The organism is Marinobacter lipolyticus, from assembly GCF_018424605.1.
Lineage (GTDB): Bacteria > Pseudomonadota > Gammaproteobacteria > Pseudomonadales > Oleiphilaceae > Marinobacter > Marinobacter lipolyticus_B.
Map to the genome: position 1 here is coordinate 21,645 of NZ_QTKT01000002.1, position 24,670 is coordinate 46,314.

Genomic DNA, 24,670 nt, shown 5'->3' on the forward strand with positions numbered 1-24,670 from the left:
TAGGGGCAATCACGGGGGTATTCAGAGAGGAAAGGGCACGACTTTCGTCGTACCCTTGATCTCGGTCAAACAGTGGCAGCGTCCAGCGCCTGGGTGATGTCGACAATGATGTCATCCACATGCTCGATGCCGATCGACAACCGCACCAGGTCCTCGCTCACACCGGCACTTTTCAGCTCGTCCGGGTTCAACTGACGATGCGTGGTGGTGGCCGGGTGGCAGGCCAGGGACTTGGCGTCGCCGATGTTCACCAGGCGCAGAATCAGCTCCAGGGCATCGATGAATTTGGCACCGGCGTCGCGCCCACCTTTGATGCCAAAGCTCAGAATGCCGGAGGCCTTGCCGCCACAGATCTTGTCGCAGGTCGCCTTGTAGGGGCTGTTGGCCAGGGTTGCGTAATTGACCCACTCCACGGACGGGTGGTCCTGCAGGAAGTTGGCGACTTTCTCGGCGTTCTCGCAGTGGCGCTCCATCCGCAACGCCAGGGTTTCCAGACCCTGCATGATCAGGAAGGCGTTGAACGGGGCCAGGGCGGCCCCGGTGTTGCGCAGCGGTACCACACGGCAGCGGCCAATGAAGGCAGCAGGGCCCAGGGCGTCGGTATAGACCACGCCGTGGTAGGAGGGATCCGGTTCGTTTAGCATCGGGAACTTGTCGGCGCTGGCCTTCCAGTCAAACTTGCCGGAATCCACCACCACACCGGCCACAGTGGTGCCGTGGCCGCCGATGTACTTGGTGAGCGAGTGAATCACGATATCCGCACCGTGCTCGATCGGGCGGCACAGAAACGGCGTGGCCACGGTGTTGTCCACCATCAGCGGTATGCCGTGCCGGTGCGCAATCTCGGCCCAGCGCTGGATATCGACCACGTTGCCCGCCGGGTTGCCGATGGATTCGCAGAACAGGGCACGGGTGTTGTCATCGATGGCTTTTTCCACGGCATCGAAATCGTCATGGCGAACCATCTTGCACTCAATGCCCTGGTTCGGCAGGGAATGGGCGAACAGATTGTAGGTGCCGCCGTAGAGCTGGCTGGTGCTGACGATGTTGTTGCCCACCTTGCAGATGGTCTGCAGGGCGTAAGTAATGGCGGCCATGCCAGAGGCCACCGCCAGTGCGCCCACGCCACCTTCCAGTTCGGCCATCCGCTCTTCCAGAACCGCGTTGGTAGGGTTCATGATGCGGGTGTAGATGTTGCCCTGCACCTTCAGGTCGAACAGGTCAGCACCGTGCTGGGTGTCGTCAAAGGTGTAGGAGGTGGTCTGGTAGATCGGCGTGGTGGCGGCCCGGGTTGTGGGGTCGCTTTTGAAGCCCGCGTGAAGGGCGAGGGTTTCCGGTTTCATGGCAACGATCCTTGCTGTTGGGTGTGTGGTTGTTGGTCTTGAGGCACGAGTATGCCATACCACACGGCAGCGGAAAGTGCCTGTTGGTCGCAGGCCTTAGTGGCCGGCCGTTCGGGAGAACAGATTGATGATCGCGACGCCTGTCACAATAAACGCCATGCCCGCCAGTGCCGGCAGATCGAGCTTCTGCCCGTAGATGGCCCAGGACACCAGTGCAATCAGCACGATACCCAGACCGGCCCAGATGGCATAGGCCACACCGATGGGGATCACTTTGAGGGTCAGCGACAGGAAATAGAAGGCCAGGACATACCCCAGCACCACAATGACCGAGGGCGCCAGGCGGGTGAAGCCGTCGCTCGATTTCAGCGCGGAGGTGGCGATGACTTCCGCCACGATGGCGATTCCCAGAAATAACCAGTGCTTCATAGCGCTTTCGCCTGCCGGATAGGGTGGTGCGGTGACAAACAAAAAAGCCCGACTCCAGGGAGTCGGGCTTTTCAGAATACTGGTAGCAAGGGGCGGAGTCGAACCGCCGACCCCAGCATTATGAGTGCTGTGCTCTAACCAACTGAGCTACCTTGCCATTTCGCTTTGGGCATCGCCCCAAACGAGGCGCGTATTTTCAGTATTTGGGCCCTTGCTGTCAAGGCTTGGGGGCCGTTTTTTCCTGAAAAGTTATACGTTGAAGCGGAAGTGGATAACGTCGCCGTCCTTGACGATGTATTCCTTGCCCTCCAGGCGCCACTTGCCGGCATCCTTGGCGCCGGCTTCGCCGTTGTACTGCACGAAATCGTCGTAGCCCACGACTTCGGCGCGGATGAAGCCGCGCTCGAAATCGGTGTGAATCACGCCAGCCGCCTGAGGCGCTGTGGCGCCGATTTTCACGGTCCAGGCGCGGACTTCCTTCACCCCGGCGGTAAAGTAGGTCTGCAGGCCCAGCAGGCCGTAGCCGCCCCGAATTACCCTGTCGAGGCCTGGCTCTTCCATGCCCATCTCTTCCAGGAACATGGATTTTTCATCGTCTTCCAGTTCGGAGATTTCGGCTTCTATCTTGTTACAGATGGGCACAACCACCGCATTTTCCGACTCGGCGATCTTGCGCACCGTGTCCAGATGCGGGTTGTTCTCGAACCCGTCTTCGCTGACGTTGGCAATGTACATGGTCGGCTTGACGGTCAGCAGGCAGAGCTCGCGGATCAGAGCCATCTGGTCTTTGTCCAGATTCATGCTGCGCACCGGCTTGCCCTCGTTCAGCACCGGCAGCAGCTTCTCGAATATCTCGAGCTGGGCCTTGGCTTCCTTGTCACCGCTCTTGGCCACGCGTTGAACGCGCTTGATGGCTTTCTCAACCGTGTCCAGGTCGGCCAGAGCCAGCTCAGTATTGATTACTTCGATGTCTGAGGCGGGATCTATCTTGTTGGCCACGTGGATGACGTTGCCGTCTTCAAAGCAGCGCACCACATGGGCAATGGCGTCGGTCTGGCGGATATTGGCCAGGAACTGGTTGCCCAGGCCCTCGCCCTTGGACGCGCCTGCCACCAGGCCGGCGATGTCGACGAATTCCATGGTGGTGGGCACGACCCGTTCGGGCTTGACGATCTCCGCCAGTTTGTTGAGGCGCGGATCAGGCATGGCCACCACACCGGCGTTAGGCTCAATGGTGCAGAACGGGAAGTTTTCCGCGCCAATGCCGGATTTGGTCAATGCGTTGAACAGGGTGGATTTGCCGACGTTGGGAAGGCCGACGATGCCGCAGTTAAATCCCATGGAATGCCTCTGCTGGTGCTGGAAAAATTTGAGCGGATTATACCGGTTTGAAACTGTGCAGGCGATTCATCGCGGCGGAGAGTTTGCCGCTGGCTGCATCCGGTAATACCCGCATGATTTCGTCGATCACTGCGTTCAGTTCCTCGGTTTCCTGTTTGCCCAGGCGGCCGAGCACATAGCCGGTGACCTTGCGGCTGTCGCCTGGGTGGCCGATGCCGATACGCAATCTGTGAAAATCGTTACTGCCGAGGTGGGCAATGGTATCCCGCAAGCCGTTGTGGCCGCCGTGCCCGCCGCCTTTTTTGAGCTTGGCGGTGCCAGGGGGGATATCGAGTTCGTCGTGAGCAACCAGAATCTGCTGGGGCTGAATCTTGAAAAAATCCGCCAGCGCCTTGATGGCCAGGCCGCTGCGATTCATAAAGGTGGAGGGATTCAATAAGTGCAGGTCGAGTCCCTGCCACTGGATGCGGGCGTAAAGCCCGTGATACTTCCGCTCCGGGCGGAGCGTCTGGCCCGCGGCGCGGGCCAGTGCTTCGACGAAAAGGGCACCGGCGTTATGGCGGGTATTCTCGTAGTCAGCGCCGGGATTTCCCAGTCCAACCACCATGACAATATCCTGCGCCATTCGCCGGTGCCCTCGTCTTTACAGGAGTGATTACTCCTTGTCTTCGCCTTCGCCTTCTTCGCCTTCTTCGGCGTCATCAACCTTGGCGCCGCGCGGCTTGTGGATAGCCACCACCGGCAGGTCGTGATCTTCGCCCTGCAGCAGAGCAGCGATCTTGACGTTTTTCGGCAGTTTCAGATCGCTCAGGTGGACGACCTGGTCCATTTCAACGGTGGTCATGTCCACTTCGATGAACTCGGGCAGGTTCTGCGGCAGACAGATCACTTCCACTTCGTTGATCTGGTGGTTGGCTACGCCGCCCTGAAGCTTGATGGCCGGTGCAGTGTCTTCGTTGATGAAGTGCAGCGGCACGTTGACGTGGATCTCGTGATCCTTGTCGACACGCAGGAAGTCGGCGTGGGTCAGCAGCGGCTTGTACGGGTGACGCTGCAGATCCTTCAGGATCACGCTTTCTTTCTTGCCGTCCAGCTCGATGGTCAGTACGTGGGAGAAGAACGCTTCGTTCTCCAGAGCCTTTTTCAGCTCGTTGTGCCAGATGGAGACCGGAGTGGCTTCCTTGTTACCGCCATAGATGATGGCCGGGATTTTACGCTCCTCACGACGCAGGCGGCGGCTCGCACCTCTCCCCTGATCGCCACGAGGAAATGCTTCAATAACAAATTCCTGGGACATGATATGTACCTCAATCGTCACCTGAACTGCCCGCGACCAGGCGTTTGGACAGGTGATGTTTTTGAATAGCCTCAGAATGTTTTCTTCGGCTGACTAAAAGAATCGGGAGCCTGTTCAGGCTCCCGATTCTGTATCTGCTTGTTTTGTCTGAGTTAACTGTTAAAAACTTGCTCAGACGTTCTCAAACATGGCGCTGATGGACTCTTCGTTGCTGACGCGGCGAATGGACTCCGCGAGCAGGCCGGCCATACTGAGGACGCGGATTCTATCACAATTCTTCGCTTTGTCACCCAGCGGAATGGTGTCACAGACCACCAGTTCGTCGAGCTCGGAGGCGTTGATGTTGTCAATCGCCGGGCCGGACAGCACCGGGTGGGTGATGTAGGCCACGACCCGTGATGCGCCATGCTCCTTGAGTGCATTGGCGGCCTTGCACAGGGTGCCGGCGGTATCGATGATGTCATCCACCAGGATGCAGGTCTTGTCTTTTACATCACCGATGATGTGCATGACTTGGGAGACGTTGGCTCGCGGACGGCGCTTGTCGATGATGGCCAGGTCGGCGTCGTCGAGGCGCTTGGCAATGGCCCGCGCCCGAACCACGCCGCCAACGTCGGGGGAAACCACAACAAAGTTCTCGAAGCGCTGCTTCTCGATGTCTTCAAGCAACACCGGAGTAGCGTAGATGTTGTCTACCGGGATGTCGAAGAAGCCCTGGATCTGATCCGCGTGAAGGTCAAGGGTCAGTACCCGGTCCACGCCGATGCTGGAAATCATGTCGGCCACAACTTTGGCGCTGATGGCTACCCGCGTTGAGCGAACGCGGCGATCCTGACGGGCGTATCCGTAATAGGGGATAACGGCGGTGATGCGTGTTGCGGAGGCACGGCGAAGTGCGTCGGCCATCACGATCAGTTCCATCAGGTTGTCGTTGGTGGGGTAGCAGGTGGGCTGGATGATGAAAACATCATGGCCCCGCACGTTCTCATCGATCTCGACGGTGGTTTCACCATCGCTGAACCGGCCTACAGTGGCCTGACCCATGGGAATGTGGAGTTTCTGGGCAATAGCTTTGGCAAGGTCAGGATTGGCATTGCCAGCGAAAATCATCAGTTTGGACACGACGGCATCCTTCGCGGTATCAGCGTTTGATTCAGAAGAAGCAGGAGAAAGGTGGCTGGGGTGGCAGGATTCGAACCTGCGCATGACGGGATCAAAACCCGTTGCCTTACCACTTGGCGACACCCCAGTATCGTGCTTTTTTGGCATCATGTCAGCTCTGTCAGCTTTGTGTGAAGCGGTGAAACATTCACCCCTTGAGCGACGAACCCCGTGATGCCGGAGGGTTTGCTTTCCCAGATAATCCGGGCTGCGGATTCTGTCGGGAAACGTCCAAATATGCAAGCCCCGGTTCCGGTTAATCTTGCAGGTCCGAATTGTGAAAGCCATTCAAGGCTCTGGTTAACCTCCGGATACAGTTTGCGAACTACATCCTCACAGTCGTTTCGGTACCTCGAGGCGTCTCCCTCAAAAGCGGGCGCTATTTTGATTCTAGGGGTGTTCCTTGTCAACCCTTGCTCGGAAAAAATCTTGCCGGTGTTTATATCGCAGGCGGGTTTAAGAACCAAAAACCAGTCTTGTGGAGGATTGGCCGGCGTCAGCTGCTCTCCCACGCCCTCGCCCCAGGCGGCGTGCCCGCGAACGAACACGGGCACATCGGCGCCCAGCTGCAGTCCGAGTTCCGCAAGCTGGTCAATGGAGCGCCCCAGTTGCCAGTAGTGGTTCAGGCCGAGCAGCACGGTGGCGGCGTTGGAGCTGCCGCCGCCGAGGCCGCCGCCCATGGGCAGTCGCTTGGCGACGTCGAGGGTCACGCCGGGCAGTTCGGCGGCCTGGTTGCCGGCCAGCAACCGGGCGGCACGCAGAATGAGGTTGTCCTGGTCATTGACCCCCGGTATCGACGCGGCGAGGTGAATGCCCGGGCGGCCGTCGCTGGCCGGCACGAAGGTGATCTCGTCGCCGTAGTCGAGAAACTGGAACAGGGTCTGCAGCTCGTGGTAGCCGTCTGGCCGGCGCCCGACAATGTGCAGGCAAAGGTTGAGCTTGGCCGGGGAGGGCAGGGTAAACGCGTTCACCGGGCGGGTCCCGGGGTTGCCTGCCAGTCAGTCACCACCATTCGCACGCGTTTGTCGTCTTTGACGGCGGTGATGCGGGCCGGTAACGGCGGGTAGCCGGTGATAAAAGGCTGCCAGCGGTCGTAGCGGATCTCCCAGCCCTGCTGGCGGATCATTGCGAGCTGCCGGTTACTATCAAACAGCAGGCGGAAATCGCCGTCAGGGCCGGGCAGGCCGCGTATCCACCACACCAGGCTTTCGATCGGCAGTTGCCATCCGGTCGCGGCCTTGATCAGCGCCTCGGGATCACCGGAGCGATAGGTCTCGCCGTCCGGCAGGGTCAGTGCAATAAAGCCGGGAACCCCCTGAAGGCTGGTGCGGCCCATGCCAAGGAAGGAGGACGACAGTTCCAGGTCGTAGGCGTCCTGTTTCTGAATCCAGTGGTTGATGATGGCGGTACCACTGTCGGACGGCTGTTTGACCGCCAGCTTGCCGCTCAGCTCCCAGGCGTCCAGTCGCCTTAGCTGTTCGCTGCGTTGGGTCCAGTCGGCCGGTGGCTGATCGGTCAGGCCTTCGGGCAGGGGTTCCAGCTGGATGGTGGTGCAGGCGCCGAGCAGCATCAGCACGGTGGCCAACGTCAGCAGGCGCAGTCTGGGCAGAATCAAGGCTGCTGTTCTCCGGTCAGTCGCTGAATGGTTTCAATCAGTACCGGGTGGTCAGGATCCACATCGATGCCTTCCTTCCATATGATGCGAGCCTGATCCTGAGCGCCGGTGCTCCACAGCACTTCCCCGTAATGGGCAGAAACCTCGGGGTCCGGGTAGGCGGCCCAGGCTTCCGACAGGTAGGCCAGAGCTTCCTGCTGCTGCCCTTGCAGAAACAGTACCCACCCCATGCTGTCGAGGATGGCCGGGTTCTCGGGGTCCAGGGCCAGTGCGCGTTCGATGAAGCTGCGCGCCTCGTCGAGCCGGTCGGTGCGGGTTGTGAGGATGTACCCCAGGGCGTTGAGGGCCACGGCGTTGTCGGGATCGTCCTCAATGATCAGGCGAAGGTCCTGCTCGGCCTTGTCCGTCGCATCCATGCTGTCGTAGAGCATGGCACGGGCATAACGGATCCTGACGTTGTCTGGGAAGGCGTCCAGTGCCTCGGTCGCGGTTTCCAGCGCCAGACTCTGCTTTTCCTGATCCAGCAACAGGTTGACCTCGAGCAGCCAGAAGTTCTCGGCCTGCTCGGGATTTGCCTGGCGCAGGCCCTGGATATCCGCCAGCGCCGAGTCGAGCTCGCCTTCTTCCGCCAACAGCGCGCTGGCGCGGGCCAGGGCCGGGAAGTAATAGTTGCCTTCTTCCACGCTGCGGTAGTAGCCGATGGCCTGCTGGGTCTTGTTTTCTTCGTCGGCAATCCGCCCCAGATAATAGTGAGCTTCACTGGTGTGCTGGCCCAGTTCGACCAGCCGGGTGAGATCCTTTCGTGCCAGGTCGGTCTGGCCGTTCTCCAGCGCCACTAGGGCGTGGGAGAGGCGCAGGCCCGGGGTGTTGGGGAAGCGCGTCATCAGGCGTTTGAATTCGTCCTGGGCGGCCTGGAGTTCACCTTCGCCGATCAGCATGCGGCCGTATAGTGTGCCCATGGCGCGGTTGTCCGGGAAGCGCCGGGTGTTGACCAGCAGGTGGTCAAGGGCTTCACGGCGCTCACCCACCTGATACAGCAGGTCGCCTTTGAGAATGATGGCAGGTTGAAAGTTCGGATCGTTTTCCAGCAGGGTTTCGATGCGGGCCAGGGCGCGTTTCGGCTGGTTGGTCACTTTCAGCAGCAGTGCGGTGCTGTATTCCAGCTCCGGCGTCTGCGGATGGCGTTCGGCCATCTGTTCATACAGCGCCAGCAGTTCCCGCTGCTGTTCCGGCGGCAGATTGGCCGCCATGGCCGCCAGGCTGTCAAAGTCGGCATCACCGCCAAGATCCATGATCTGTTCCATGTGGCCGATGGCGGTCTGCAGGTCGTTGTTCTTGACCGCCTGGATAGCGGAAACCCGGTGGGCCTGAAGGTTCTCGGGGTCGACCTCCAGCCACAGCTCGGCCAGCTGGCGCTGCGCGTTGTCGGCATTCAGGGACTGGGCAATCCGCATGGCCCGCTCGATCACGACCTTGTCGCGGGACTGTTTTGCCGCGTTCAGGTAGTTCACCAGAGTCACATCGTAGCGTCCCCGCTGGGCGGCGATTTCGCCGGACAACAGCAGATAGAGCTCTTCCGGCTCGAAATCGGTGTAGCGGATCTCGGGTTCCGCCGGGGCAGCCTCAGCGGGCGTCTCTTCCTCGCTGGCGACGGGTTCGTCGGGCGTTCCGCTGAAGGCGGCGCAACCGGTGAGAGACAGCCCTAAAAGGCAGGAAAGATAAAACCGTGCAGATCTATGCATGCAACATCCCGTATCCTGTATACAACGCATCTGAGACGGCCGGCCCGGTGTTCAGGCGACCATGCAGTGCCGAGGTTCTATGATGGCACAAGCGTCTGATATTGCCCAACCTGTCAGCACTTCCCGAACTCTCCGGGGTTATGGGTGGCGACACTGGCCTCCCGTCGGTAAAATGCGGGCAATGTTCATACTCCTTAAAAAGGCTTTTCACACCTGACATGGCTCTGGTTACGCTGGGAATCAATCATCGCACCGCACCGGTTGAGCTGCGCGAACGGGTGGCGTTCACGCCGGAGCGGATGGCCGAGGCGTTTGCGGAATTGCGCGCCATGTGCGGTGCCAGCGAAGCCGCCATACTGTCCACCTGCAACCGTACCGAGCTTTATATTGCCGGTGATGACCAGTGTGCCCCCATCCTTCTGCGCTGGCTGGCCGGCTTTCATGATCTCGACGCCGCCGAGCTGGAACCGGCTCTTTATCTGCATCGGGACGGTGATGCCGTTCGCCATATGATGCGGGTAGCCGCCGGCCTGGATTCCATGGTGCTGGGCGAACCGCAGATACTGGGGCAGTTAAAGGACGCCTACGCGCTGGCGCGGGAGCATGGTGCCAGTGGCACCTTCCTGTCCCGACTGTTTGAACATACGTTTTCGGTGGCCAAGCGGGTGCGAACCCAGACCGCCATCGGCGAGAACCCCGTTTCGGTAGCCTATGCCGCGGTCAGCATGGCGCACCACATCTTCGCTGATATGTCCCGCAACAGGGCGTTACTGATTGGCGCCGGCAAAACCATCGAGCTGGTGGCCCGCCACCTGGCCGACGCCGGGGTGAAAGATTTCCTGGTCGCCAACCGTACGCTGGAGCGCGCCCAGGCGCTGGCCGAGTCACGGGGTGGCCGGGGTATCCTGCTGTCCGAGATTCCCGATCACCTGCAGGATGTGGATATCATCATTTCGTCCACCGCCAGCCCCCTGCCGATTCTGGGCAAGGGCGCCGTCGAACGGGCTCTGAAAAAGCGCAAGCACCGGCCCTATTTTATGGTGGATATTGCCGTACCCCGGGACATAGAGCCGGAGGTGTCGTCACTGGCGGATGTCTACCTGTACACCGTGGACGACCTGCGCCAGGTCATTGAGGAGAATATCCGCTCCCGCGAAGGGGCTGCCCACGAGGCGGAAAATCTCGTGGCCGGGGGAGTGCAGGATTTCCTCAGCCAGCTGCGCGCCCTGGATGCGGTCTCTATCCTCAAACAGTTCCGCCAGCGCGTGGAAACCCTGCGTGATCTGGAGACCGAGAAAGCCCTGCGGGCGCTGCGCAACGGCAACGATCCGGAGACGGTTCTGCGCAGCCTGGCCCGCGGTCTCACCAATAAATTTCTCCACGAACCCTCTATTCAGGTTCGCAAGGCAACAACTGAAGGTCGCAGTGAAGTGACCGAGTGGCTGAGGGAGCTGCATCAGCTGGATGTCCAGGATGCCGACGCCACCACCCCGGAAAAACTATGAAATCATCGATTCAGAACCGCCTCGAGCAGCTGTCAGACCGCTTCGAGGAAGTCAGCGCCCTGTTGAGCGACGCTTCCACCATATCCAACCAGGAAAAATTCCGCGACCTGTCGAGGGAGTTCGCGGAAATCGAGCCGATTGTTCACTGTTTCCAGGCCTGGAAGGCGTCGCTGGCGGATATCGACGAGGCCCGTGAGCTGGCCCGTGATGGCGACGCCGAAATGCGGGAGATGGCCGAGGAAGAGCTGACCCTGGCGGAGCAGAAAACCGAAGAGCTCGATGAGGAACTGCAGCGGCTGATGCTGCCGAAGGATCCCAATGACGGCAAGAACGTGTTTCTGGAGATCCGCGCCGGCACCGGCGGCGATGAGGCGGCCATTTTTGCCGGCGACCTGTTCAAGATGTACCTGCGTTACGCCGAGCGCCATCGCTGGCAGGTGGAAGTGATCAGCGAGAGCGAGGGTGAGCACGGTGGCTATAAGGAAATGATCGCGCGGGTTGCCGGAGCCGGTGTATACGGTGCCCTGAAATTCGAGTCCGGTGCGCACCGGGTGCAGCGGGTGCCGGAAACCGAGTCCCAGGGCCGCATCCATACTTCCGCCTGCACCGTCGCGGTTATGCCCGAAGCCGACGAGGCCGAGGCGATTGAAATCAATAAGGCGGATCTGCGGGTCGACACCTTCCGCTCCTCCGGCGCCGGTGGTCAGCACGTCAACAAGACCGACTCGGCCATCCGCATTACGCACCTGCCCACCGGCATTGTGGTGGAATGCCAGGAAGAGCGCTCCCAGCACAAGAACCGCGCCAAGGCTATGAGCCTGCTGGCATCGCGGCTGCAGAATGCCGAGACGGAGCGCCAGCAGAAATCGATGGCGGAAACCCGCAAGAGCCTGGTGGGCAGTGGCGACCGGTCCGAGCGCATCCGCACTTACAATTTCCCCCAGGGCCGGGTGACCGACCATCGCATCAACCTCACGCTGTACAAGCTGGACGAGGTGATTTCCGGCGATCTGGATGCGGTGGTGGTGCCGTTGCAGCAGGAGCACCAGGCCGAACTGCTCGCGTCCCTGTCGGATGAGTGAGCCATCGCTGACCTGTGATGCCTTGCTGCGGCGGGCGACGGTTGCTATTGCCGGCGACTCCCCGCGACTGGACGCCGAGTTGTTGCTCAGCCATGTAACCGGTCTGTCCCGAACCAGCTTCCGGGCCTGGCCGGACCGCCTGCTCACCGCCAGTGAGGCGCGGTGCTTCGAGGCGCTCGTCGGGCAGCGTGCCAGCGGTCATCCGGTGGCGCACCTGCTTGGCGAACAGGAATTCTGGTCGCTTCCCCTGAAAGTAAATGCCGCCACCCTGATTCCCCGTCCTGACACCGAGTGCCTGGTGGAAGCGGCGCTTGGGCTTGATCTGCCGGCGGACGCCTGCGTTGTGGATCTCGGCACGGGCACCGGCGCCATCGCACTGGCGCTGGCGAGCGAGAAACCGCAATGGCAGGTGTTCGCCTGCGATGCGGTGCCCTCGGCTGTGGAGCTGGCGGCCGAGAATGCCCGGCGGTTGGACCTGCCGCTCACGGTGATGGTCAGCCACTGGTTTGACAGCCTGCCTTCGCGCCGTTTCGATTTGATTGTGTCCAATCCGCCATACATTGCCTGTGATGACCACCACCTTAGCGAAGGTGATGTGCGTTTCGAGCCCGCGTCCGCGCTGGTTGCCGGCGAGGATGGGCTGGATGATATCCGTGTGATCGCAGCGGCCAGCCCGCAATGGCTGAACCCGGGCGGGTGGCTGGTGGTCGAGCATGGGTACGACCAGGGTGTCGGTGTGCGTGAGCTGTTCCGGGCAGCCGGGCTGGTGGCGGTGGAAACCCGCCGGGATTACGGCGATCGTGACCGTTTGACGCTGGGGCGGTGGCCGGGATGAGTGTGGGTCAGGATGGTTCAGCGAGGGGGAGAGCCGATGCTCAGTGATGAGGAGCTAATGCGTTACAGCCGGCAGATTCTGATGCCGGCATTCGATATCGCCGGGCAGGAAAAACTGAAATCCGCCCGCGTGCTGGTGGTCGGTGCCGGTGGGCTGGGGTGTCCGGTCGCTCTTTATCTTGGCGCCGCAGGCGTGGGCCATCTCACCCTGGTGGACGATGACGCCATTGAGCTGGCCAACCTGCAGCGCCAGGTGGCCTTCAGTCACGATCAGATCGGAGCCGGCAAGGCTGAGAGCCTGGCGGATCGCGTGCGCCGGATCAATGCGCTGGTGTCAGTGGAGGCGATTGCCCGCCGCCTGGAACGCGACGAGCTGACCCGTCAGGTGAGTGAGGCAAGCCTGGTGCTGGATTGCACGGATAACTTCGCGACCCGTTTTGCGCTGAACCGGGCCTGCGTTGCCGCGCGGGTGCCGCTGGTGTCCGGCGCGGCGATTCGCGGCGAGGGGCAGTTGTCGGTGTTCGATGCCCGGGATCCGCAGAGCCCCTGTTACCACTGCCTGTATCCGGAGCAGGGCAATGAGGATCTGTCCTGTTCCGAGGCGGGTGTCATCGGGCCCCTGGTGGGCATGATCGGGGCCAGCCAGGCGATGGAGGCGGTGAAGGTGATTGCCGGGGTGGGGCAGCCTTTGATCGGTCGGTTGCTGATTCTGGATGCCTGGCGGATGGAATGGCGGGAGATGAAGCTGGCGCGGGATCCTGGGTGCCCTGTGTGTTCAGCCCGCTAGATGCTCTCTATTGGGAGCAGGGCGTCACCGTCAGCCAGCGACTGTCCAAAACACGCCATGAATACGTCCCTGTAGGCTCCGCTCCGCCATCCATGGCTCCGCAGGGTTTTGGACAGTCGCTGGCTGACGGCTCCTCGCAACTTCAGTGTCAGTCCTTCAACGCCTGAAACCTGGCGATAGCCTCTTTTCTACTCTCTTTCAGATCCACAATTGGCCGTGGATACCCCTTCGGAATCACCCCGCCTTTGCCGGGATCGTGGATGCGTTTGTTGTCCAGTTTCTGCAGCTCCGGCACCCAGTGCCGGATGAACTCCCCTTGCGGATCAAAGCGTTCGCTCTGGGTCACCGGGTTGAAGACCCGGAAATAGGGTGCGGCGTCGGTGCCGGTGGAGGCGCTCCATTGCCAGCCGCCGTTGTTGGAGGCGAGAAAGCCGTCGACCAGTTTCGACATGAAGTAGGCCTCGCCCAGGCGCCAGTCGATGAACAGGTTTTTGGTCAGGAACATGGCGGTGACCATGCGCAGGCGGTTGTGCATCCAGCCGGTCTGGTTGAGCTGTCGCATGGCGGCGTCCACCAGGGGGATGCCGGTGTGGCCGTTTTTCCAGGCTTCAAAGTGGTCCCCGGGGGTGTTCCAGGCGAGGTTTTCGGTTTCGGGTTTGAAGGCCCGGTGCATGCTTATGCGGGGGTAGTGGTAGAGGATGTGGATGTAGAAGTCGCGCCATGCGATTTCGTTGGCCCAGGTGCTCAGGCCTTCCTGGTTGCCGCCGGCGCCCTGGGCCTGGCGTGCGGCGATCAGGCACTGGCGGCCGGACAACACGCCATTGGCCAGGTAGGGGGACAGCTGGCTGGTGCCGTCCAGGGCAGGGAAGTCGCGCTGTTCTTTATAGTCGCCGCCCCGTTCGCTCAAAAAGGCCTCGAGCTGGTCGTGGGCGGCGTGCTCGCCGGTTTTCACCAGCGCCGGCGGCGCGTCGCTGAAGCCGGCGGGCACCCCTTCGTACTGTTGTGGTTTCACCGCGTCACCCTGGGCCGCTGGAACCGGGAAGAGGGTGGGCTGGGTTTCTTCGATCCAGCTGCGCCAGCGACGGGAAAACGGGGTGAACACCGAGTAGGGTTCCTGTTGCTGGGTGAGGATGCTGCCCACCGGTGCGACGGTCTGGTCACGGTATTTGTTGACCTTGATGTCCTGCTCTGCCAGTTGCTCGCGGACTGCCTTGTCGCGTCGGCGTTCGTTGACGCCGTACTCTTCGTTGAAATGCACGGCGGTTACTTCTTGCTCGCGGCAGAAGCGGGTAAACACCTCAACGCTGTCGCTGAAGCGGCGGGCATCGAGAAAGGTCAGGGGGATGCCCAGCCTGGCCAGGTCTCGTGCCAGGGCGTTGGCGTGGTCGATGGCAAAGTGAACCCGCGCCGGTGACCAGTCGTGCTCCTGCCATTGTTCCGGGGTCACGATAAAGCAGGCCTTGACCGGGCTTGCCGCCTTGCAGGCTGCAGTCAGCGCGGGGTTGTCGGCGAGTCGAAGGTCGTTGCGGAACCAGACGAGTTGGGTCATTGGGCTTCCTGTGCTTGGGCGCATCCGCGCAGTGTAGGGGTAATTACCACGGCGCGGGCGATGAAATCGTTAACCGGGATATTCGCTGGAAAGCATTGATTGGATTATAGTTAAACCTGTTTTAACGCCAGCATTTTCAGGACGCAAATGGTCGACAAAAACGAAGAGTCCGCGCTGCCGCGGGATGGCGTCTGGGGGCAGGCCTACACCCTGGAGTCCGGGCAGACCCAGTTCCATGAGCTCAGCCACACGCGTCTCTGGGTTACCCGCCTCGATCTGGAGTGGCAGATACGTTCCCATACGCTGGCGCCGGATGTCGATCCGATGCGCTGGACCGAACACATCAGCCATGTCCTGCCCGGCAGTGATATTCCCGTGCAGCGGTTCGTCCGGCCGGACGACAGCAAGGAGCTGGTATTTCTTCCGGCGCTGGCGGGTCTGCCGACGGTGATTCGCCCTTACCAGCCGTTGACCATTCCCGCAGGCGGTGAGTGTGTCATCTACGTTGGCACCGTGGTCTGGCTGCGGGTCTGCGTCGGTCAGCAGCGAACTCAGCTGGCGGAACTGGCGTTGGCGGAGCCGTCCCAGACCTGGGTGGGCAAGAACACCATGGAGGGGGAACTGTGTTATTCGGCCCCAAGTTATGCGCGGCTGGTGCTGGAAGCGGTGCCCAAGCGTCCCTGGCGGGCGGTGACCCCGGTGACCATCAAAAACCGGCGGTCCGAGCCGCTGCTGCTCGAACGTTTCAGTTTGCCGACCCCTTTGCTTTCCCTGCACCTGAATGATAAAGGCCAGCTCTGGACACCGGGCGTCACGGTGGTTTGTGAAACCGATATGAATTCGGCCAGCCTGAATGTGGACGAGACCCTGTTCCCGGCGGCCGGTCAGTGCAGGCTGATCACCCCGGCGCGGGAGAAAGGCAGCCGGGGCAGGCTGGTGCGGGCATTCGACCGGATGTTCGGTTAACAGAAGCGGCTGATAATGGAGCCTGTAGTTTGATAGAGGATATTGAGAGCAGTCTGGTCCAGGTCGCCGGCACCATGCCGTGGATGCAATGGTTGAGCGCGGGGTTTCTGTTGGTGCTGGGGGTGATTCTGGGCTCCCTGGCCGCCCGCAGTGTGTCACGGGTGATGCAGGCACGGGCCACGCGGCACCATACGGTGATGTTCCGGCGCCTGGTATTTTACGTGGTGGTCGCGGTATTTGCCCTGGCTGCCCTGCGGGAGGCGGGGTTCTCGCTGGATGTGTTGCTGGGTGCCGCCGGTATTCTCACCGTTGCCATTGGCTTCGCCTCCCAGACATCCGCCTCCAACATGATCAGCGGTCTGTTCCTGCTGGTGGAGCGGCCGTTCGAGATTGGTGATTTCATCGAGGTGGACGCCACCGTCGGCGAGGTGATCGGTATCGACATGCTCAGCGTGAAACTCAGAACCACGGACAACCTGTACGTGCGCATCCCCAATGAAACGCTGATCAAGACCCGGGTGGTCAATCGGTCCCGTTTTCCGATTCGCCGTCTCGACCTGACGGTGGGTATTGCCTACGCTGAAGATGTGGAGAGAGTAGAACAACTGCTGCTGGATCTGGCCGCCCGCAACCCGGCGTGCCTCGAGGAGCCGCGGCCATTCGTACTGGTCACGTCATTCGGACCGTCGTCCGTGGACCTGCAGTTTTCGTTCTGGGTACCCAAGGAACGTATTCTCGAGGGCCGCAGCCATATGATGGTGGATATTAAAAAGACGCTGGATCGGGAGGGTATCGAGATTCCTTTTCCCCACACCAGTATTTATGCCGGAAGTCATTCCGCGCCATTCAGGGTCGAACTGCTTCGGCCGCAAAGTACCACCCAAAAGGAACTGCCGGATGCCAACGAAAACGGATAAGCCTGAAAAGCCGCTTACCTATCCGACGCTGGACGGCGTGGTCAATTTGGGGTGGCGTGAATGGGTGGCGTTGCCGGACCTGGATATCAGCCGGATCAAGGCGAAAGTGGATACCGGGGCGCGCACCTCCTGCCTGCACACTTTTCGCACCGAGCCCTACACCGAGAACGGTCAGCGCCGTGTGCGTTTCTGGGTGCATCCGGTCCAGAATGACCTGCATCAGGTCGTGGAATGCGATGCCGTCGTGCTGGATGAGCGTAACGTCTCCGATTCCGGCGGCCATCGCGAGCTGAGGCTGGTGATCGAAACACGGCTGGTGCTGGGTAGCACCGTCTGGCCGATTGAAATGACTCTGACCAACCGGGACTCCATGCGATTCCGGATGTTACTGGGACGTACCGCCATGGCGGGGCGCTCTGTGGTTTTTCCCGAAGCTTCCTATCTTGCCGGTGAACCGGCTCTGAGGACAACCAAATGAAGATTGCGATTCTGTCGCGCAACCGCCACCTGTATTCCACCCGCCGCCTCGTCGAGGAAGGCATCAATCGCGGGCACGAAGTGCGGGTGATTGACTGCCTGCACTGTTCCATGAACATCACCTCGTCCAACCCTCAGATCCATTACCACGAAGAGGTGCTGGAGGATTTTGATGTGGTGGTGCCGCGCATTGGCGCCTCGGTGACCTTCTACGGTACGGCGGTGCTGCGGCAGTTCGAGATGATGGGCGTGTTCCCGGTCAACGAGTCGGTGGCCATTACCCGCTCCCGTGACAAATTGCGCTCGCTTCAGTTGCTGGCCCGTAAAGGCGTGGGCATGCCGGTGACCGGCTTTGCCAACAAGCCTGACAACGTGCCTGAATTGCTGAAGATGGTGGGTGGCGCGCCGGTGGTGATCAAGCTGCTGCAGGGCACACAGGGGATTGGTGTGGTGCTGGCGGAAACCCGTAAGGCCGCCGAAAGCGTGATCGAGGCTTTCATGGGCCTGAAGGCCGATATTCTGGTTCAGGAATTCATCAAGGAGGCCGGCGGTGCCGACATTCGCTGTTTCGTGATCGGTGACAAAGTCATTGCCGCCATGAAACGGCAGGGTGCAGACGGCGAGTTCCGCTCCAACCTGCATCGAGGTGGCACCGCGTCGCTGGTGCGCATCACCCCCGAAGAACGCCGAACCGCCATCACCGCCGCCAAGGCCATGGGTCTGAACGTGGCGGGCGTGGACCTTCTGCGCTCCAGCCGCGGGCCACTGGTGATGGAGGTGAATTCCTCGCCGGGGCTCGAAGGCATTGAAAACGCGACCGGCAAGAATGTCGCCGGCATGATCGTGAACTGGATCGAGAAGAATCAGAAGCCATGGAAGACCCGCACCAAGGGAGGTCGGGGCTGATATGGCGCGGGCTCCCTTTGTCATTGCCGATACCGAGATCAAGGCCGGCACCCGCCTGACGGTGGAGGTGCCGGTGGCCAAGCTGTATACCCATACCCCGCTGCACATTCCGGTGGAAGTGGTGCATGGCCGGCGAGATGGCCCGGTCCTGATGGTGTGTGGCGCCATTCACGGTGACGAAATCAACGGCGTGGAAATTGTCCGCCGGGTGCTGACCAATTCTGCCCTGCGTCACCTGCGGGGCACGCTGGTGGCGGTGCCCATCGTCAACATTTTCGGTTTCGTGCAGCGCACCCGTTACCTGCCGGACCGGCGAGACCTGAACCGCTGCTTTCCCGGCAGCGAAAGCGGGTCCCTGGGCGGCCGCATCGCGTATCTGCTGCGCACCCAGATCATGGAGCACGTCACCCACATCATTGACCTTCACACCGGTGCGATTCACCGTTTCAATCTGCCGCAGATCCGGGCCGAGCTGAAAAACCCCGAAACCATCCGCATGGCCGAGGCCTTCGGTGCGCCTATCATCATCAATGCCAGCCTGCGGGAAGGCAGCCTGCGGGCGTACGCGGATTCCCAGGATATTCCGGTGGTGACGTTCGAGGGGGGCGAGGCCCTGCGGTTTGACGATGTGGTGATCGCCAGCGGTGTAAAAGGCGTGATCCGGGTCATGCGGGAACTGGAAATGATTCCCTCCAAGAAAGGCCCGAAAGCGCCCCGCAAGCGGTCAGAGACCGCCGCCAATTCACAATGGGTGCGCACCGACATTGATGGCATCATGCGACCGGTCGCCAGCCTTGGACAGAAAGTCCGCAAGGGCCAGAAGCTGGCGATGGTGGCCGACCCGTTTGGCGAGTCGGAAACCGCCGTGCTGTCGCCCTGTTCCGGCATTGTGATCTGCGTGAACAACCTGCCACTGGTGAACGAGGGCGAAGCCATCTATCACATCGCGCGGTTTGATGAGCTCAGTGAGGCGGAGAAAGCCATGGACTATTTCCGCAGCAGCTACGAAGGCGACGTGGCCGAGGACGTGGTCCCTGTCCACCCGTGGGACGACCGGCAGAAATAACCGCGAGGCATACCATGATCTGGGATCAGACCTTCATCGAACTAGCGCCGCTGCCCCGCGGCTTCCACCTGGTCACCAATGAAGTGGTGGCCCAGGCTCCGGATCTGCGCAACTGCGAAGTGGGGCTACTGCACCTGTTTATCCAGCACACCTCGGCGTCGCTGGCGATCAATGAGAATGCTGATCCGGATGTGCGTGGGGACCTGGAGCGTCACTTCAACGTGATGGTGCCGGAGGACGCTGACTACTATGAACACACCCTGGAAGGGCCGGACGATACCACCTCGCACATCAAGAGCGTGATCATCGGCCCGGCCCTGACCATTCCCATTACCCATGGCCATCTCGCACTGGGTACGTGGCAGGGCATTTACCTGTGCGAGCACCGCGATCGTGCCGGCGGGCGCCGAATAGTGGCGACCCTGCAGGGGCGTTGGTAATCTTACACGTCGCCATCACAGGGCATCCTGACCATCCGGCGTCAGCAGCGGCAAGGCGACCTCGCCGCTGACGTTGACCGATGCCACGGTCAGATCGCGGGAGAAGGCGCCAAGGAAGGTGGGATGCTGGCCGTATAGCATCAGCACCAGTTTATCGCCCGCCTTCAGTCGCTCGGCAATGCCGGTCAGTTCAAGAGTATGCTCACCGAAGCCGCGGACCGGCTGAACCTGCTCGTCGATCAACTCCGGCACGCTGGCACCGCCGCGAATAACGCCGACGCCAACAAACAGGATGGCGTCGCAGGTGCCGGTGGCGGTCAGTGGATCAGACGTTTCGAGGCAGAGTTCCTCGGTGCCGGGAATAACCGCGCCAACCTTGAGGGTGGCCGTGGGAATGCCCGCGATGACCGCGTCGGTTTCCAGCGTAGTCAGTGGAATGCCGGCCGGTATCAGGCCGGCCAGACCGGTCAGTGCTGTCACTGGAAACTCTTCCCCGAAAATCTCGCGGCTGACCGGGAAACGTCTGCCGCCTACGGTCACCTCCGGTGCTGCGACTGCATCCCCGGGGCTCAGTGTGTAGCAGATCTGCTCGCCGGTGGTGATCACGTTGTCGGCGTCGCCCCGATCCAGAAGCTTCTCGTTGAACCAGGCCACCGCTGCCTGATTGGCGTTGATGTCGCCGCAATTGGCCAGCACGTTGAGGCCGGCGCCGGCCAGCTCCGGCAGGGCTTTGGCGTAGAAATCGAGGCTGGGAATGGTTTCCTGGATCAGCCCCACGTTGGGTGATAGGTAGTGATGGCTGAACGGGTAGGTCAGCAGTCGCACATCGCCGCCCGCAGCCTTCAGTTCCCGATAGTTTTCCCAGGCCTCGTTGAACGGGAACAGGCTGTCGCGCATACCCTGGAACATCAGTACATCGACCGGGTAGGGGGCTTTCTGTGGGGTCTTGATCACATAGCGGCCGTCACTGGTGATCGGGATCCGGCCTGTGATCGGGTCAAGCAGGTATTCCTGGGTGTTGCCACTGTCGAACAGCGCCAGATCCCGCTCGTTCTCCCAGAAGTAGCTGGGGCTGTGATAATGCAGGAAATCCAGTGCTGGATTGGGGAAGCGATTCCCTACAATGCCTTCTATCAGTGATGAGCGCAGCAGCGGGTCCATGGAGCCACCGCTGCCGGCATCACCGGCCACCGAGAGGAACGCCAGCCAGTAATTCTTGGTGACGTTTCCGGGGTTCAGGCTGTAGGTCAGGTCGTGCCAGGTAATGTGGGGCACCATGGCGTCCATGCGCTGGTCCGGATCCACGTTGTACAGCAGGTACTGGAAACCACCGCCGTAACTGCCGCCGATGCCGCCGAGTAGCAGGTTGTCGTCACGGTATTTCAGGTAATCGAGGTGGGTCTCGGCCCAGTCAACAATCTGCACCAGGTCCTCACCCTCGAAGTCCGGGTCCATGACCCGGATGGTGCCACCGCTTTCGCCGTGGCCGCGTTGGTCGATGCTGATCACCGTAAAGCCGGCGCTGACCAACGGCTCGATCGGCGCCAGCGGGTCATCGCCGCTCTCGGTGGAGCGGGAACCGCTGAAGCCGTGCCCCTGAAGAATCAACGGATGCTCGGTACGGCAGTCGAACTGACGGGGCTCGAATACCTGGAACACGATGGCCGCGCCGTCGACGCGGGAGGGCATTTCCACCCGGTAGCTTCGGCCCCCGGAAAGATTCTGGTCTGCATCACAGGAGGCGTGCTGGCGTTCGCTCACACTCGTCGTCAGCGGTCGGTTAATGGTGCGCGCGGTGGGTTCCGGGGTGGTTGCGGCCGGCGTGGATTCGCGGCTCTCGGTGTCGCCCTGGACGCTGCTTCCGCTGCCGTCGTCGGAGGAGCTACCACCGCTTCCGCCACAGGCTGTCAGCAGAAGCGCGCTGGCGCCGATCACCAGGTGTCTGGTCAACTTGTTCATAATCTCGCCTATGTTTGTTTTTGTAAGGTGCGTTACATAATGTGACAAGGATCACATTAAGGCGCTGGCGAGCAATGTGGGATGGCCGGATTGCCATACTGGCGTGGCCGATTGGTCAAGAAACCGATGGTGGGGCTTCGAAACGGAAATTATTGCGCCCGGTGGCTTTGACTTGATAGAGCGCTTTGTCGGCACCTCGGATCAGGGCTTCTACGCTGAGAACTGGATCGGGTACAACCGACGCGATGCCGATGCTAAGGGTGAGGTAGGGCCCGGTGCTGCTCCTGGCGTGCTCGATGTTTTCCTTCCTGATCGCTGTCAGCAGGCCGGCTGCAATAACCCTGGCATCCTCGACACTGGTTCCCGGCAGCACGATCACAAATTCTTCGCCGCCATAGCGGGCCGCTATGTCTGTATCCCGCCTGGCCGCCTGCTGAAGAATGCCGGCGACCCGTTTCAGGCACTCGTCCCCCGCCTGGTGACCGTAGTAATCGTTATAGCCCTTGAAATCATCTATATCGATCAGCAGCACGGTGAGCGGGTCGCGCGTGCGTCCCAGCAGCTTCCAATCCTGCTCAAGCTTTTTCTCAAGCGCCAGCCGGTTCTTGACGCCGGTAAGGGCATCGGTCTCGGATTGTTTCTTCAGCGCCTTGTTGGCGATCCGCAGTTTGGTCTGGGCGTTCAGCACGTTCTCGTGCTCCGAAGCCAGCTCCGCGTTGAGGTGCAGAAGGGCGGCATTGTTGGATTCGACAAGTTCCAGCATGAAGTTGAATTCCCGCGAGAGGGCGCCGATTTCGTCGTCGTTCCTGATGGTGGTCCTCAGCGAGTAATCCATCGCGGTGGCGATGGCCGAAATATCCTTCCTCAGGCTGCGGATAGGCGACACCACTACCCGTTGCACCAGCACCACCAACGTCAGCACAATGAGGATGCAGAGTACGATGAACAGAGCGACAGCGTACTGTGTAATTTCCCCGCCCAATCGGGTAATGCTGCGTGGTAGCGTGGCGGAAACTGTCAGGCTGGGAACGCCTGCCACGCTATAGAGTTTCGAAGCGGAGAGGGCATCCTGGCTGATGCGCGAGACGGTGTATTCATCAGGCCCCGGCCCTTCATAGGAGGGGGCAACCGGTTCAATACTGAAGTCGAGCACGATTTGCTGGGAGAAGTCCTCCACCACCTCCTTGCTGAGAAACTGTCCGAAAAGTATGAAACCCCGGTGGGGGCCACTGCCATCACTCCGGACGATGGGTCTCATGGAGAACAGGACCGGCGTGTTATCGATGACGAATATGCCACTGGCGCGCTGATCGTCTATGTACTCGCCAAGATCAATGCTTTGAGCGTGCGCTGCGGCCTTGGGCAGTATCCGGTCAAGGTGGGTTTCGGTGATGTCGACCAGATCGCCGTCTGAGCGGAAGTCGTAAACACCCGCCCAGACTGGACGGTAGTCGGCGTCCATGAAAACGGCCAGGTCAAACCCATAGTTCCAGAAGGTGTCGGGGTGCAGGTTGGACGCGATATAGGCCGCGCTTCTGTCGGTAATAAACCGGTAGGTGTCGTCCCACGCTGACCAGTCGTACACCGTGAAATCAATGAGTTCCCGCTGCGATTCCAGGCGTCTTATGGCCCGGTCTATATTGTTTTTCGCGTAGTTGGTTTCTACTTCTGCGAAAGCGGGATAGATAACTTTTGTCTGGATCAGGTAGGCAGACAGAGACAAAAGTACGCCCATCAGAATGATCGGGAGCATTGTTTTTGCAGACAGTGACAAGGATTTCACGCGTTCCCCCAATCTTCAGGCACAGGCATTCTCTACTGGAATGCCTGTGGAGGAAAGGCGCCTTACAAAACGTCACAGTTAATGTGGAGGGCCTACAGATTGGCTTCGGCGTACTCCGCCAGTGGCGAGCGGGGAACGCCCTGAAGGTGAATGTGGCCGCCCTGGCGGAAACCCTTGAAGCGTTCTGTCATGTAGGTCAGGCCGGAACTCAGGGCGCTCAGGTAGGGGGTGTCGATCTGTGCCAGGTTGCCGAGGCAGATCACCTTGGATCCGTTGCCTGCGCGGGTGATGATGGTTTTGATCTGGTGCGGCGTCAGGTTCTGGGATTCATCGATAATGATCAGGCTGTGCTGGAAGCTGCGCCCGCGGATGTAGTTCATTGATTTGAAATGCAGCGGAACCTTGCTGAGGATGTAGTCCACGCTCGCGGTCATGTTCTCGTCGTCCTCGTGCAGCGCTTCGAGGTTGTCGACAATGGCGCCTAACCACGGCTCCATCTTCTCGGCCTCGGTGCCGGGCAGGAAGCCGATGTCCTCATCCAGGCCCTGGGTGCTGCGGGTGGCGATGATGCGCTTGTAGAGCTTGCTGGCCACGGTCATCTCGATGCACGCCGCCAGCGCCAGGATGGTCTTGCCGGAGCCGGCGGAACCGGTCAGGTTGACCAGGTGGATATCCGGGTCCAGCAGCAGGTTCAGGGCCAGGGCCTGATAGATGTCCCGGGGCACCAGGCCCCAGACTTCCTCGTTCATCAGGTCATGCTGGTGGAGATCGCGGATCACAATCTGGTTGTCGGACAGATCCGACACCCGGCCGACAAAGCCCAGTTCGTCCACCACGAATTCGTTGATGTTCAGTCGCGCCAGGTCGCCCTCACGCTTGAGAATATGCTCGGTGATGCCTTCACGCTGAATGGTCTCCACCTTCTCGATGGTGTCCCAGAACGAATTGGCAAACTCCTTGTAACCCTTGGGCAACAGGTCGATATCGTCCAGCAGCATGTCGTTGTGGTAATCCTGGGCCTCGACCCCGAAACCGCGGGCTTTGAGCCGCATGTTGATGTCTTTGCTGACCAGGATGATGTCCCGGGATTTGTGCTGGTTCTGCAGCGCCGCCAGGGTGTTGATGATCTTGTTGTCGTTCAGGTGTTCCGGCAACGAATGATTGCCCAGGTGCTCGGTGCTCATCAGGATCGACAGAGTGCCAAGGGGATCGGCCTTTTTCGCCCGCACGATGGGTACGCCTTTCTCAATGTCCTTCGGGCTGGCATCGCCCAGCAACTTGTCGATGTTGCGAATGGCCTGACGGCAATCAGCAGCAACCGCCTGTTTGCCGGATTTCAGACTGTCGAGCTCTTCAAGGACCGTCATCGGAATGATGACGTCGTGTTCTTCAAAATTGAGGAGGGCGTTGGGATCGTGAATCAGAACGTTGGTGTCGAGGACGTACATCTTTCGGCGAGCTTGCGATGCTC

The 24,670-nt window shown here is 60.7% G+C and carries 23 protein-coding genes and 2 tRNA genes; 10 read left to right on the forward strand and 15 right to left on the reverse strand.

What is annotated here, in order from left to right; genetic code table 11:
• Window positions 1-65: 65 nt before the first annotated feature.
• The 11 genes from DYI22_RS02475 to DYI22_RS02525 form a co-directional block, all read right to left on the reverse strand.
• Window positions 66-1,343, reverse strand: coding sequence for an O-acetylhomoserine aminocarboxypropyltransferase/cysteine synthase family protein (locus DYI22_RS02475; RefSeq protein WP_213476460.1), 1,278 nt, complete (start codon window positions 1,341-1,343; stop codon window positions 66-68).
• 96 nt (window positions 1,344-1,439) lie between these two features.
• The gene (locus tag DYI22_RS02480) at window positions 1,440-1,772 is read right to left on the reverse strand and encodes a DMT family transporter (protein WP_213476461.1); all 333 of its coding nucleotides are present in this window, start codon (window positions 1,770-1,772) and stop codon (window positions 1,440-1,442) included.
• Between the two features lie 80 nt (window positions 1,773-1,852).
• A tRNA-Met gene (locus DYI22_RS02485) sits at window positions 1,853-1,929 on the reverse strand.
• 92 nt (window positions 1,930-2,021) lie between these two features.
• Window positions 2,022-3,113 carry a redox-regulated ATPase YchF gene (ychF, locus tag DYI22_RS02490; RefSeq protein ID WP_213476462.1) on the reverse strand — a complete coding sequence of 364 codons (1,092 nt, stop codon included), beginning with the start codon at window positions 3,111-3,113 and terminating at the stop codon, window positions 2,022-2,024.
• 37 nt (window positions 3,114-3,150) lie between these two features.
• On the reverse strand, window positions 3,151-3,738 hold the full coding sequence (gene pth, locus DYI22_RS02495; protein ID WP_213476463.1) for an aminoacyl-tRNA hydrolase: 588 nt from the start codon (window positions 3,736-3,738) through the stop codon (window positions 3,151-3,153).
• Between the two features lie 30 nt (window positions 3,739-3,768).
• A complete protein-coding gene (locus tag DYI22_RS02500; protein ID WP_213476464.1) occupies window positions 3,769-4,410 on the reverse strand; it encodes a 50S ribosomal protein L25/general stress protein Ctc in 642 nt (213 codons plus the stop codon).
• A 171-nt stretch (window positions 4,411-4,581) separates the two neighbouring features.
• Window positions 4,582-5,532, reverse strand: a complete 951-nt coding sequence (locus tag DYI22_RS02505) for a ribose-phosphate diphosphokinase (protein ID WP_213476465.1) — start codon at window positions 5,530-5,532, stop codon at window positions 4,582-4,584.
• A 52-nt stretch (window positions 5,533-5,584) separates the two neighbouring features.
• Window positions 5,585-5,659 (reverse strand) — tRNA-Gln (locus DYI22_RS02510).
• Between the two features lie 19 nt (window positions 5,660-5,678).
• Window positions 5,679-6,542 carry a 4-(cytidine 5'-diphospho)-2-C-methyl-D-erythritol kinase gene (gene ispE / locus DYI22_RS02515; protein WP_213476466.1) on the reverse strand — a complete coding sequence of 288 codons (864 nt, stop codon included), beginning with the start codon at window positions 6,540-6,542 and terminating at the stop codon, window positions 5,679-5,681.
• On the reverse strand, window positions 6,539-7,141 hold the full coding sequence (lolB, locus tag DYI22_RS02520) for a lipoprotein insertase outer membrane protein LolB (protein ID WP_416234550.1): 603 nt from the start codon (window positions 7,139-7,141) through the stop codon (window positions 6,539-6,541). The genes ispE and lolB overlap by 4 nt, the downstream gene beginning before the upstream one ends.
• Before the next feature lie 41 nt (window positions 7,142-7,182).
• Window positions 7,183-8,928, reverse strand: a complete 1,746-nt coding sequence (locus DYI22_RS02525) for a tetratricopeptide repeat protein (protein ID WP_213476467.1) — start codon at window positions 8,926-8,928, stop codon at window positions 7,183-7,185.
• 218 nt (window positions 8,929-9,146) lie between these two features.
• Between DYI22_RS02525 and hemA the strand changes: the two genes are divergently transcribed.
• The 4 genes from hemA to DYI22_RS02545 are packed head-to-tail and all read left to right on the forward strand — an operon-like array spanning window position 9,147 to window position 13,136.
• Window positions 9,147-10,433 carry a glutamyl-tRNA reductase gene (gene hemA, locus DYI22_RS02530; protein WP_213476468.1) on the forward strand — a complete coding sequence of 429 codons (1,287 nt, stop codon included), beginning with the start codon at window positions 9,147-9,149 and terminating at the stop codon, window positions 10,431-10,433.
• Window positions 10,430-11,515, forward strand: a complete 1,086-nt coding sequence (gene prfA / locus DYI22_RS02535) for a peptide chain release factor 1 (RefSeq protein WP_213476469.1) — start codon at window positions 10,430-10,432, stop codon at window positions 11,513-11,515. Before hemA ends, prfA begins: the two co-directional genes overlap by 4 nt.
• Complete coding sequence (prmC, locus tag DYI22_RS02540; protein WP_213476470.1) at window positions 11,508-12,350, forward strand: peptide chain release factor N(5)-glutamine methyltransferase; 843 nt, start codon at window positions 11,508-11,510, stop codon at window positions 12,348-12,350. Before prfA ends, prmC begins: the two co-directional genes overlap by 8 nt.
• A 36-nt stretch (window positions 12,351-12,386) precedes the next feature.
• On the forward strand, window positions 12,387-13,136 hold the full coding sequence (locus DYI22_RS02545; protein WP_213476471.1) for a molybdopterin-synthase adenylyltransferase MoeB: 750 nt from the start codon (window positions 12,387-12,389) through the stop codon (window positions 13,134-13,136).
• Window positions 13,137-13,284: 148 nt separating this feature from the next.
• Here the strand turns inward: DYI22_RS02545 and phrB are convergent, their stop codons facing one another.
• Window positions 13,285-14,685, reverse strand: coding sequence for a deoxyribodipyrimidine photo-lyase (gene phrB / locus DYI22_RS02550; protein WP_213476472.1), 1,401 nt, complete (start codon window positions 14,683-14,685; stop codon window positions 13,285-13,287).
• Between the two features lie 147 nt (window positions 14,686-14,832).
• Between phrB and DYI22_RS02555 the strand changes: the two genes are divergently transcribed.
• Genes DYI22_RS02555 through DYI22_RS02580 form a run of 6 tightly spaced genes read left to right on the forward strand, consistent with a single transcriptional unit; the run spans window position 14,833 to window position 19,457 of the window.
• Window positions 14,833-15,651 (forward strand): hypothetical protein, encoded by an 819-nt coding sequence (locus tag DYI22_RS02555; protein WP_213476473.1) that lies wholly within the window; start codon window positions 14,833-14,835, stop codon window positions 15,649-15,651.
• Window positions 15,652-15,680: 29 nt separating this feature from the next.
• Window positions 15,681-16,568, forward strand: a complete 888-nt coding sequence (locus DYI22_RS02560) for a mechanosensitive ion channel family protein (RefSeq protein ID WP_228300767.1) — start codon at window positions 15,681-15,683, stop codon at window positions 16,566-16,568.
• Entirely contained in the window at window positions 16,549-17,046 is a 498-nt protein-coding gene (locus DYI22_RS02565) for an ATP-dependent zinc protease (RefSeq protein ID WP_213476474.1), read from the forward strand. The genes DYI22_RS02560 and DYI22_RS02565 overlap by 20 nt, the downstream gene beginning before the upstream one ends.
• Entirely contained in the window at window positions 17,043-17,951 is a 909-nt protein-coding gene (gene rimK, locus DYI22_RS02570) for a 30S ribosomal protein S6--L-glutamate ligase (RefSeq protein ID WP_213476475.1), read from the forward strand. Before DYI22_RS02565 ends, rimK begins: the two co-directional genes overlap by 4 nt.
• A 1-nt stretch (window position 17,952) precedes the next feature.
• Window positions 17,953-19,017, forward strand: coding sequence for a succinylglutamate desuccinylase/aspartoacylase family protein (locus tag DYI22_RS02575; RefSeq protein WP_213476476.1), 1,065 nt, complete (start codon window positions 17,953-17,955; stop codon window positions 19,015-19,017).
• A gap of 14 nt (window positions 19,018-19,031) precedes the next feature.
• The gene (locus DYI22_RS02580) at window positions 19,032-19,457 is read left to right on the forward strand and encodes a secondary thiamine-phosphate synthase enzyme YjbQ (protein ID WP_213476477.1); all 426 of its coding nucleotides are present in this window, start codon (window positions 19,032-19,034) and stop codon (window positions 19,455-19,457) included.
• Window positions 19,458-19,472: 15 nt separating this feature from the next.
• Here DYI22_RS02580 and DYI22_RS02585 read toward each other — a convergent pair whose 3' ends face one another.
• The 3 genes from DYI22_RS02585 to DYI22_RS02595 form a co-directional block, all read right to left on the reverse strand.
• Window positions 19,473-21,416, reverse strand: coding sequence for an alpha/beta hydrolase family protein (locus DYI22_RS02585; RefSeq protein WP_213476478.1), 1,944 nt, complete (start codon window positions 21,414-21,416; stop codon window positions 19,473-19,475).
• A 115-nt stretch (window positions 21,417-21,531) separates the two neighbouring features.
• Window positions 21,532-23,169 carry a diguanylate cyclase gene (locus tag DYI22_RS02590; protein WP_213476479.1) on the reverse strand — a complete coding sequence of 546 codons (1,638 nt, stop codon included), beginning with the start codon at window positions 23,167-23,169 and terminating at the stop codon, window positions 21,532-21,534.
• A gap of 122 nt (window positions 23,170-23,291) precedes the next feature.
• Window positions 23,292-24,647 carry a PhoH family protein gene (locus DYI22_RS02595; protein WP_213476874.1) on the reverse strand — a complete coding sequence of 452 codons (1,356 nt, stop codon included), beginning with the start codon at window positions 24,645-24,647 and terminating at the stop codon, window positions 23,292-23,294.
• Between the last annotated feature and the right edge of the window lie 23 nt (window positions 24,648-24,670).

What these genes read in the sequence shown, in the direction of transcription:
- pth (WP_213476463.1), bottom strand. Translation starts at nt 3,738, where the DNA reads ATGGCGCAGGATATTGTCATGGTGGTTGGACTGGGAAATCCCGGCGCT.
- DYI22_RS02595 (WP_213476874.1), bottom strand. Translation starts at nt 24,647, where the DNA reads ATGTACGTCCTCGACACCAACGTTCTGATTCACGATCCCAACGCCCTC.
- phrB (WP_213476472.1), bottom strand. Translation starts at nt 14,685, where the DNA reads ATGACCCAACTCGTCTGGTTCCGCAACGACCTTCGACTCGCCGACAAC.
- DYI22_RS02580 (WP_213476477.1), top strand. Translation starts at nt 19,032, where the DNA reads ATGATCTGGGATCAGACCTTCATCGAACTAGCGCCGCTGCCCCGCGGC.
- DYI22_RS02480 (WP_213476461.1), bottom strand. Translation starts at nt 1,772, where the DNA reads ATGAAGCACTGGTTATTTCTGGGAATCGCCATCGTGGCGGAAGTCATC.
- rimK (WP_213476475.1), top strand. Translation starts at nt 17,043, where the DNA reads ATGAAGATTGCGATTCTGTCGCGCAACCGCCACCTGTATTCCACCCGC.
- DYI22_RS02545 (WP_213476471.1), top strand. Translation starts at nt 12,387, where the DNA reads ATGCTCAGTGATGAGGAGCTAATGCGTTACAGCCGGCAGATTCTGATG.
- DYI22_RS02585 (WP_213476478.1), bottom strand. Translation starts at nt 21,416, where the DNA reads ATGAACAAGTTGACCAGACACCTGGTGATCGGCGCCAGCGCGCTTCTG.
- DYI22_RS02590 (WP_213476479.1), bottom strand. Translation starts at nt 23,169, where the DNA reads ATGCTCCCGATCATTCTGATGGGCGTACTTTTGTCTCTGTCTGCCTAC.
- ychF (WP_213476462.1), bottom strand. Translation starts at nt 3,113, where the DNA reads ATGGGATTTAACTGCGGCATCGTCGGCCTTCCCAACGTCGGCAAATCC.
- DYI22_RS02475 (WP_213476460.1), bottom strand. Translation starts at nt 1,343, where the DNA reads ATGAAACCGGAAACCCTCGCCCTTCACGCGGGCTTCAAAAGCGACCCC.
- DYI22_RS02500 (WP_213476464.1), bottom strand. Translation starts at nt 4,410, where the DNA reads ATGTCCCAGGAATTTGTTATTGAAGCATTTCCTCGTGGCGATCAGGGG.
- DYI22_RS02575 (WP_213476476.1), top strand. Translation starts at nt 17,953, where the DNA reads ATGGCGCGGGCTCCCTTTGTCATTGCCGATACCGAGATCAAGGCCGGC.
- prfA (WP_213476469.1), top strand. Translation starts at nt 10,430, where the DNA reads ATGAAATCATCGATTCAGAACCGCCTCGAGCAGCTGTCAGACCGCTTC.
- lolB (WP_416234550.1), bottom strand. Translation starts at nt 7,141, where the DNA reads ATGCTGCTCGGCGCCTGCACCACCATCCAGCTGGAACCCCTGCCCGAA.
- prmC (WP_213476470.1), top strand. Translation starts at nt 11,508, where the DNA reads ATGAGTGAGCCATCGCTGACCTGTGATGCCTTGCTGCGGCGGGCGACG.
- DYI22_RS02525 (WP_213476467.1), bottom strand. Translation starts at nt 8,928, where the DNA reads ATGCATAGATCTGCACGGTTTTATCTTTCCTGCCTTTTAGGGCTGTCT.
- hemA (WP_213476468.1), top strand. Translation starts at nt 9,147, where the DNA reads ATGGCTCTGGTTACGCTGGGAATCAATCATCGCACCGCACCGGTTGAG.
- DYI22_RS02555 (WP_213476473.1), top strand. Translation starts at nt 14,833, where the DNA reads ATGGTCGACAAAAACGAAGAGTCCGCGCTGCCGCGGGATGGCGTCTGG.
- DYI22_RS02565 (WP_213476474.1), top strand. Translation starts at nt 16,549, where the DNA reads ATGCCAACGAAAACGGATAAGCCTGAAAAGCCGCTTACCTATCCGACG.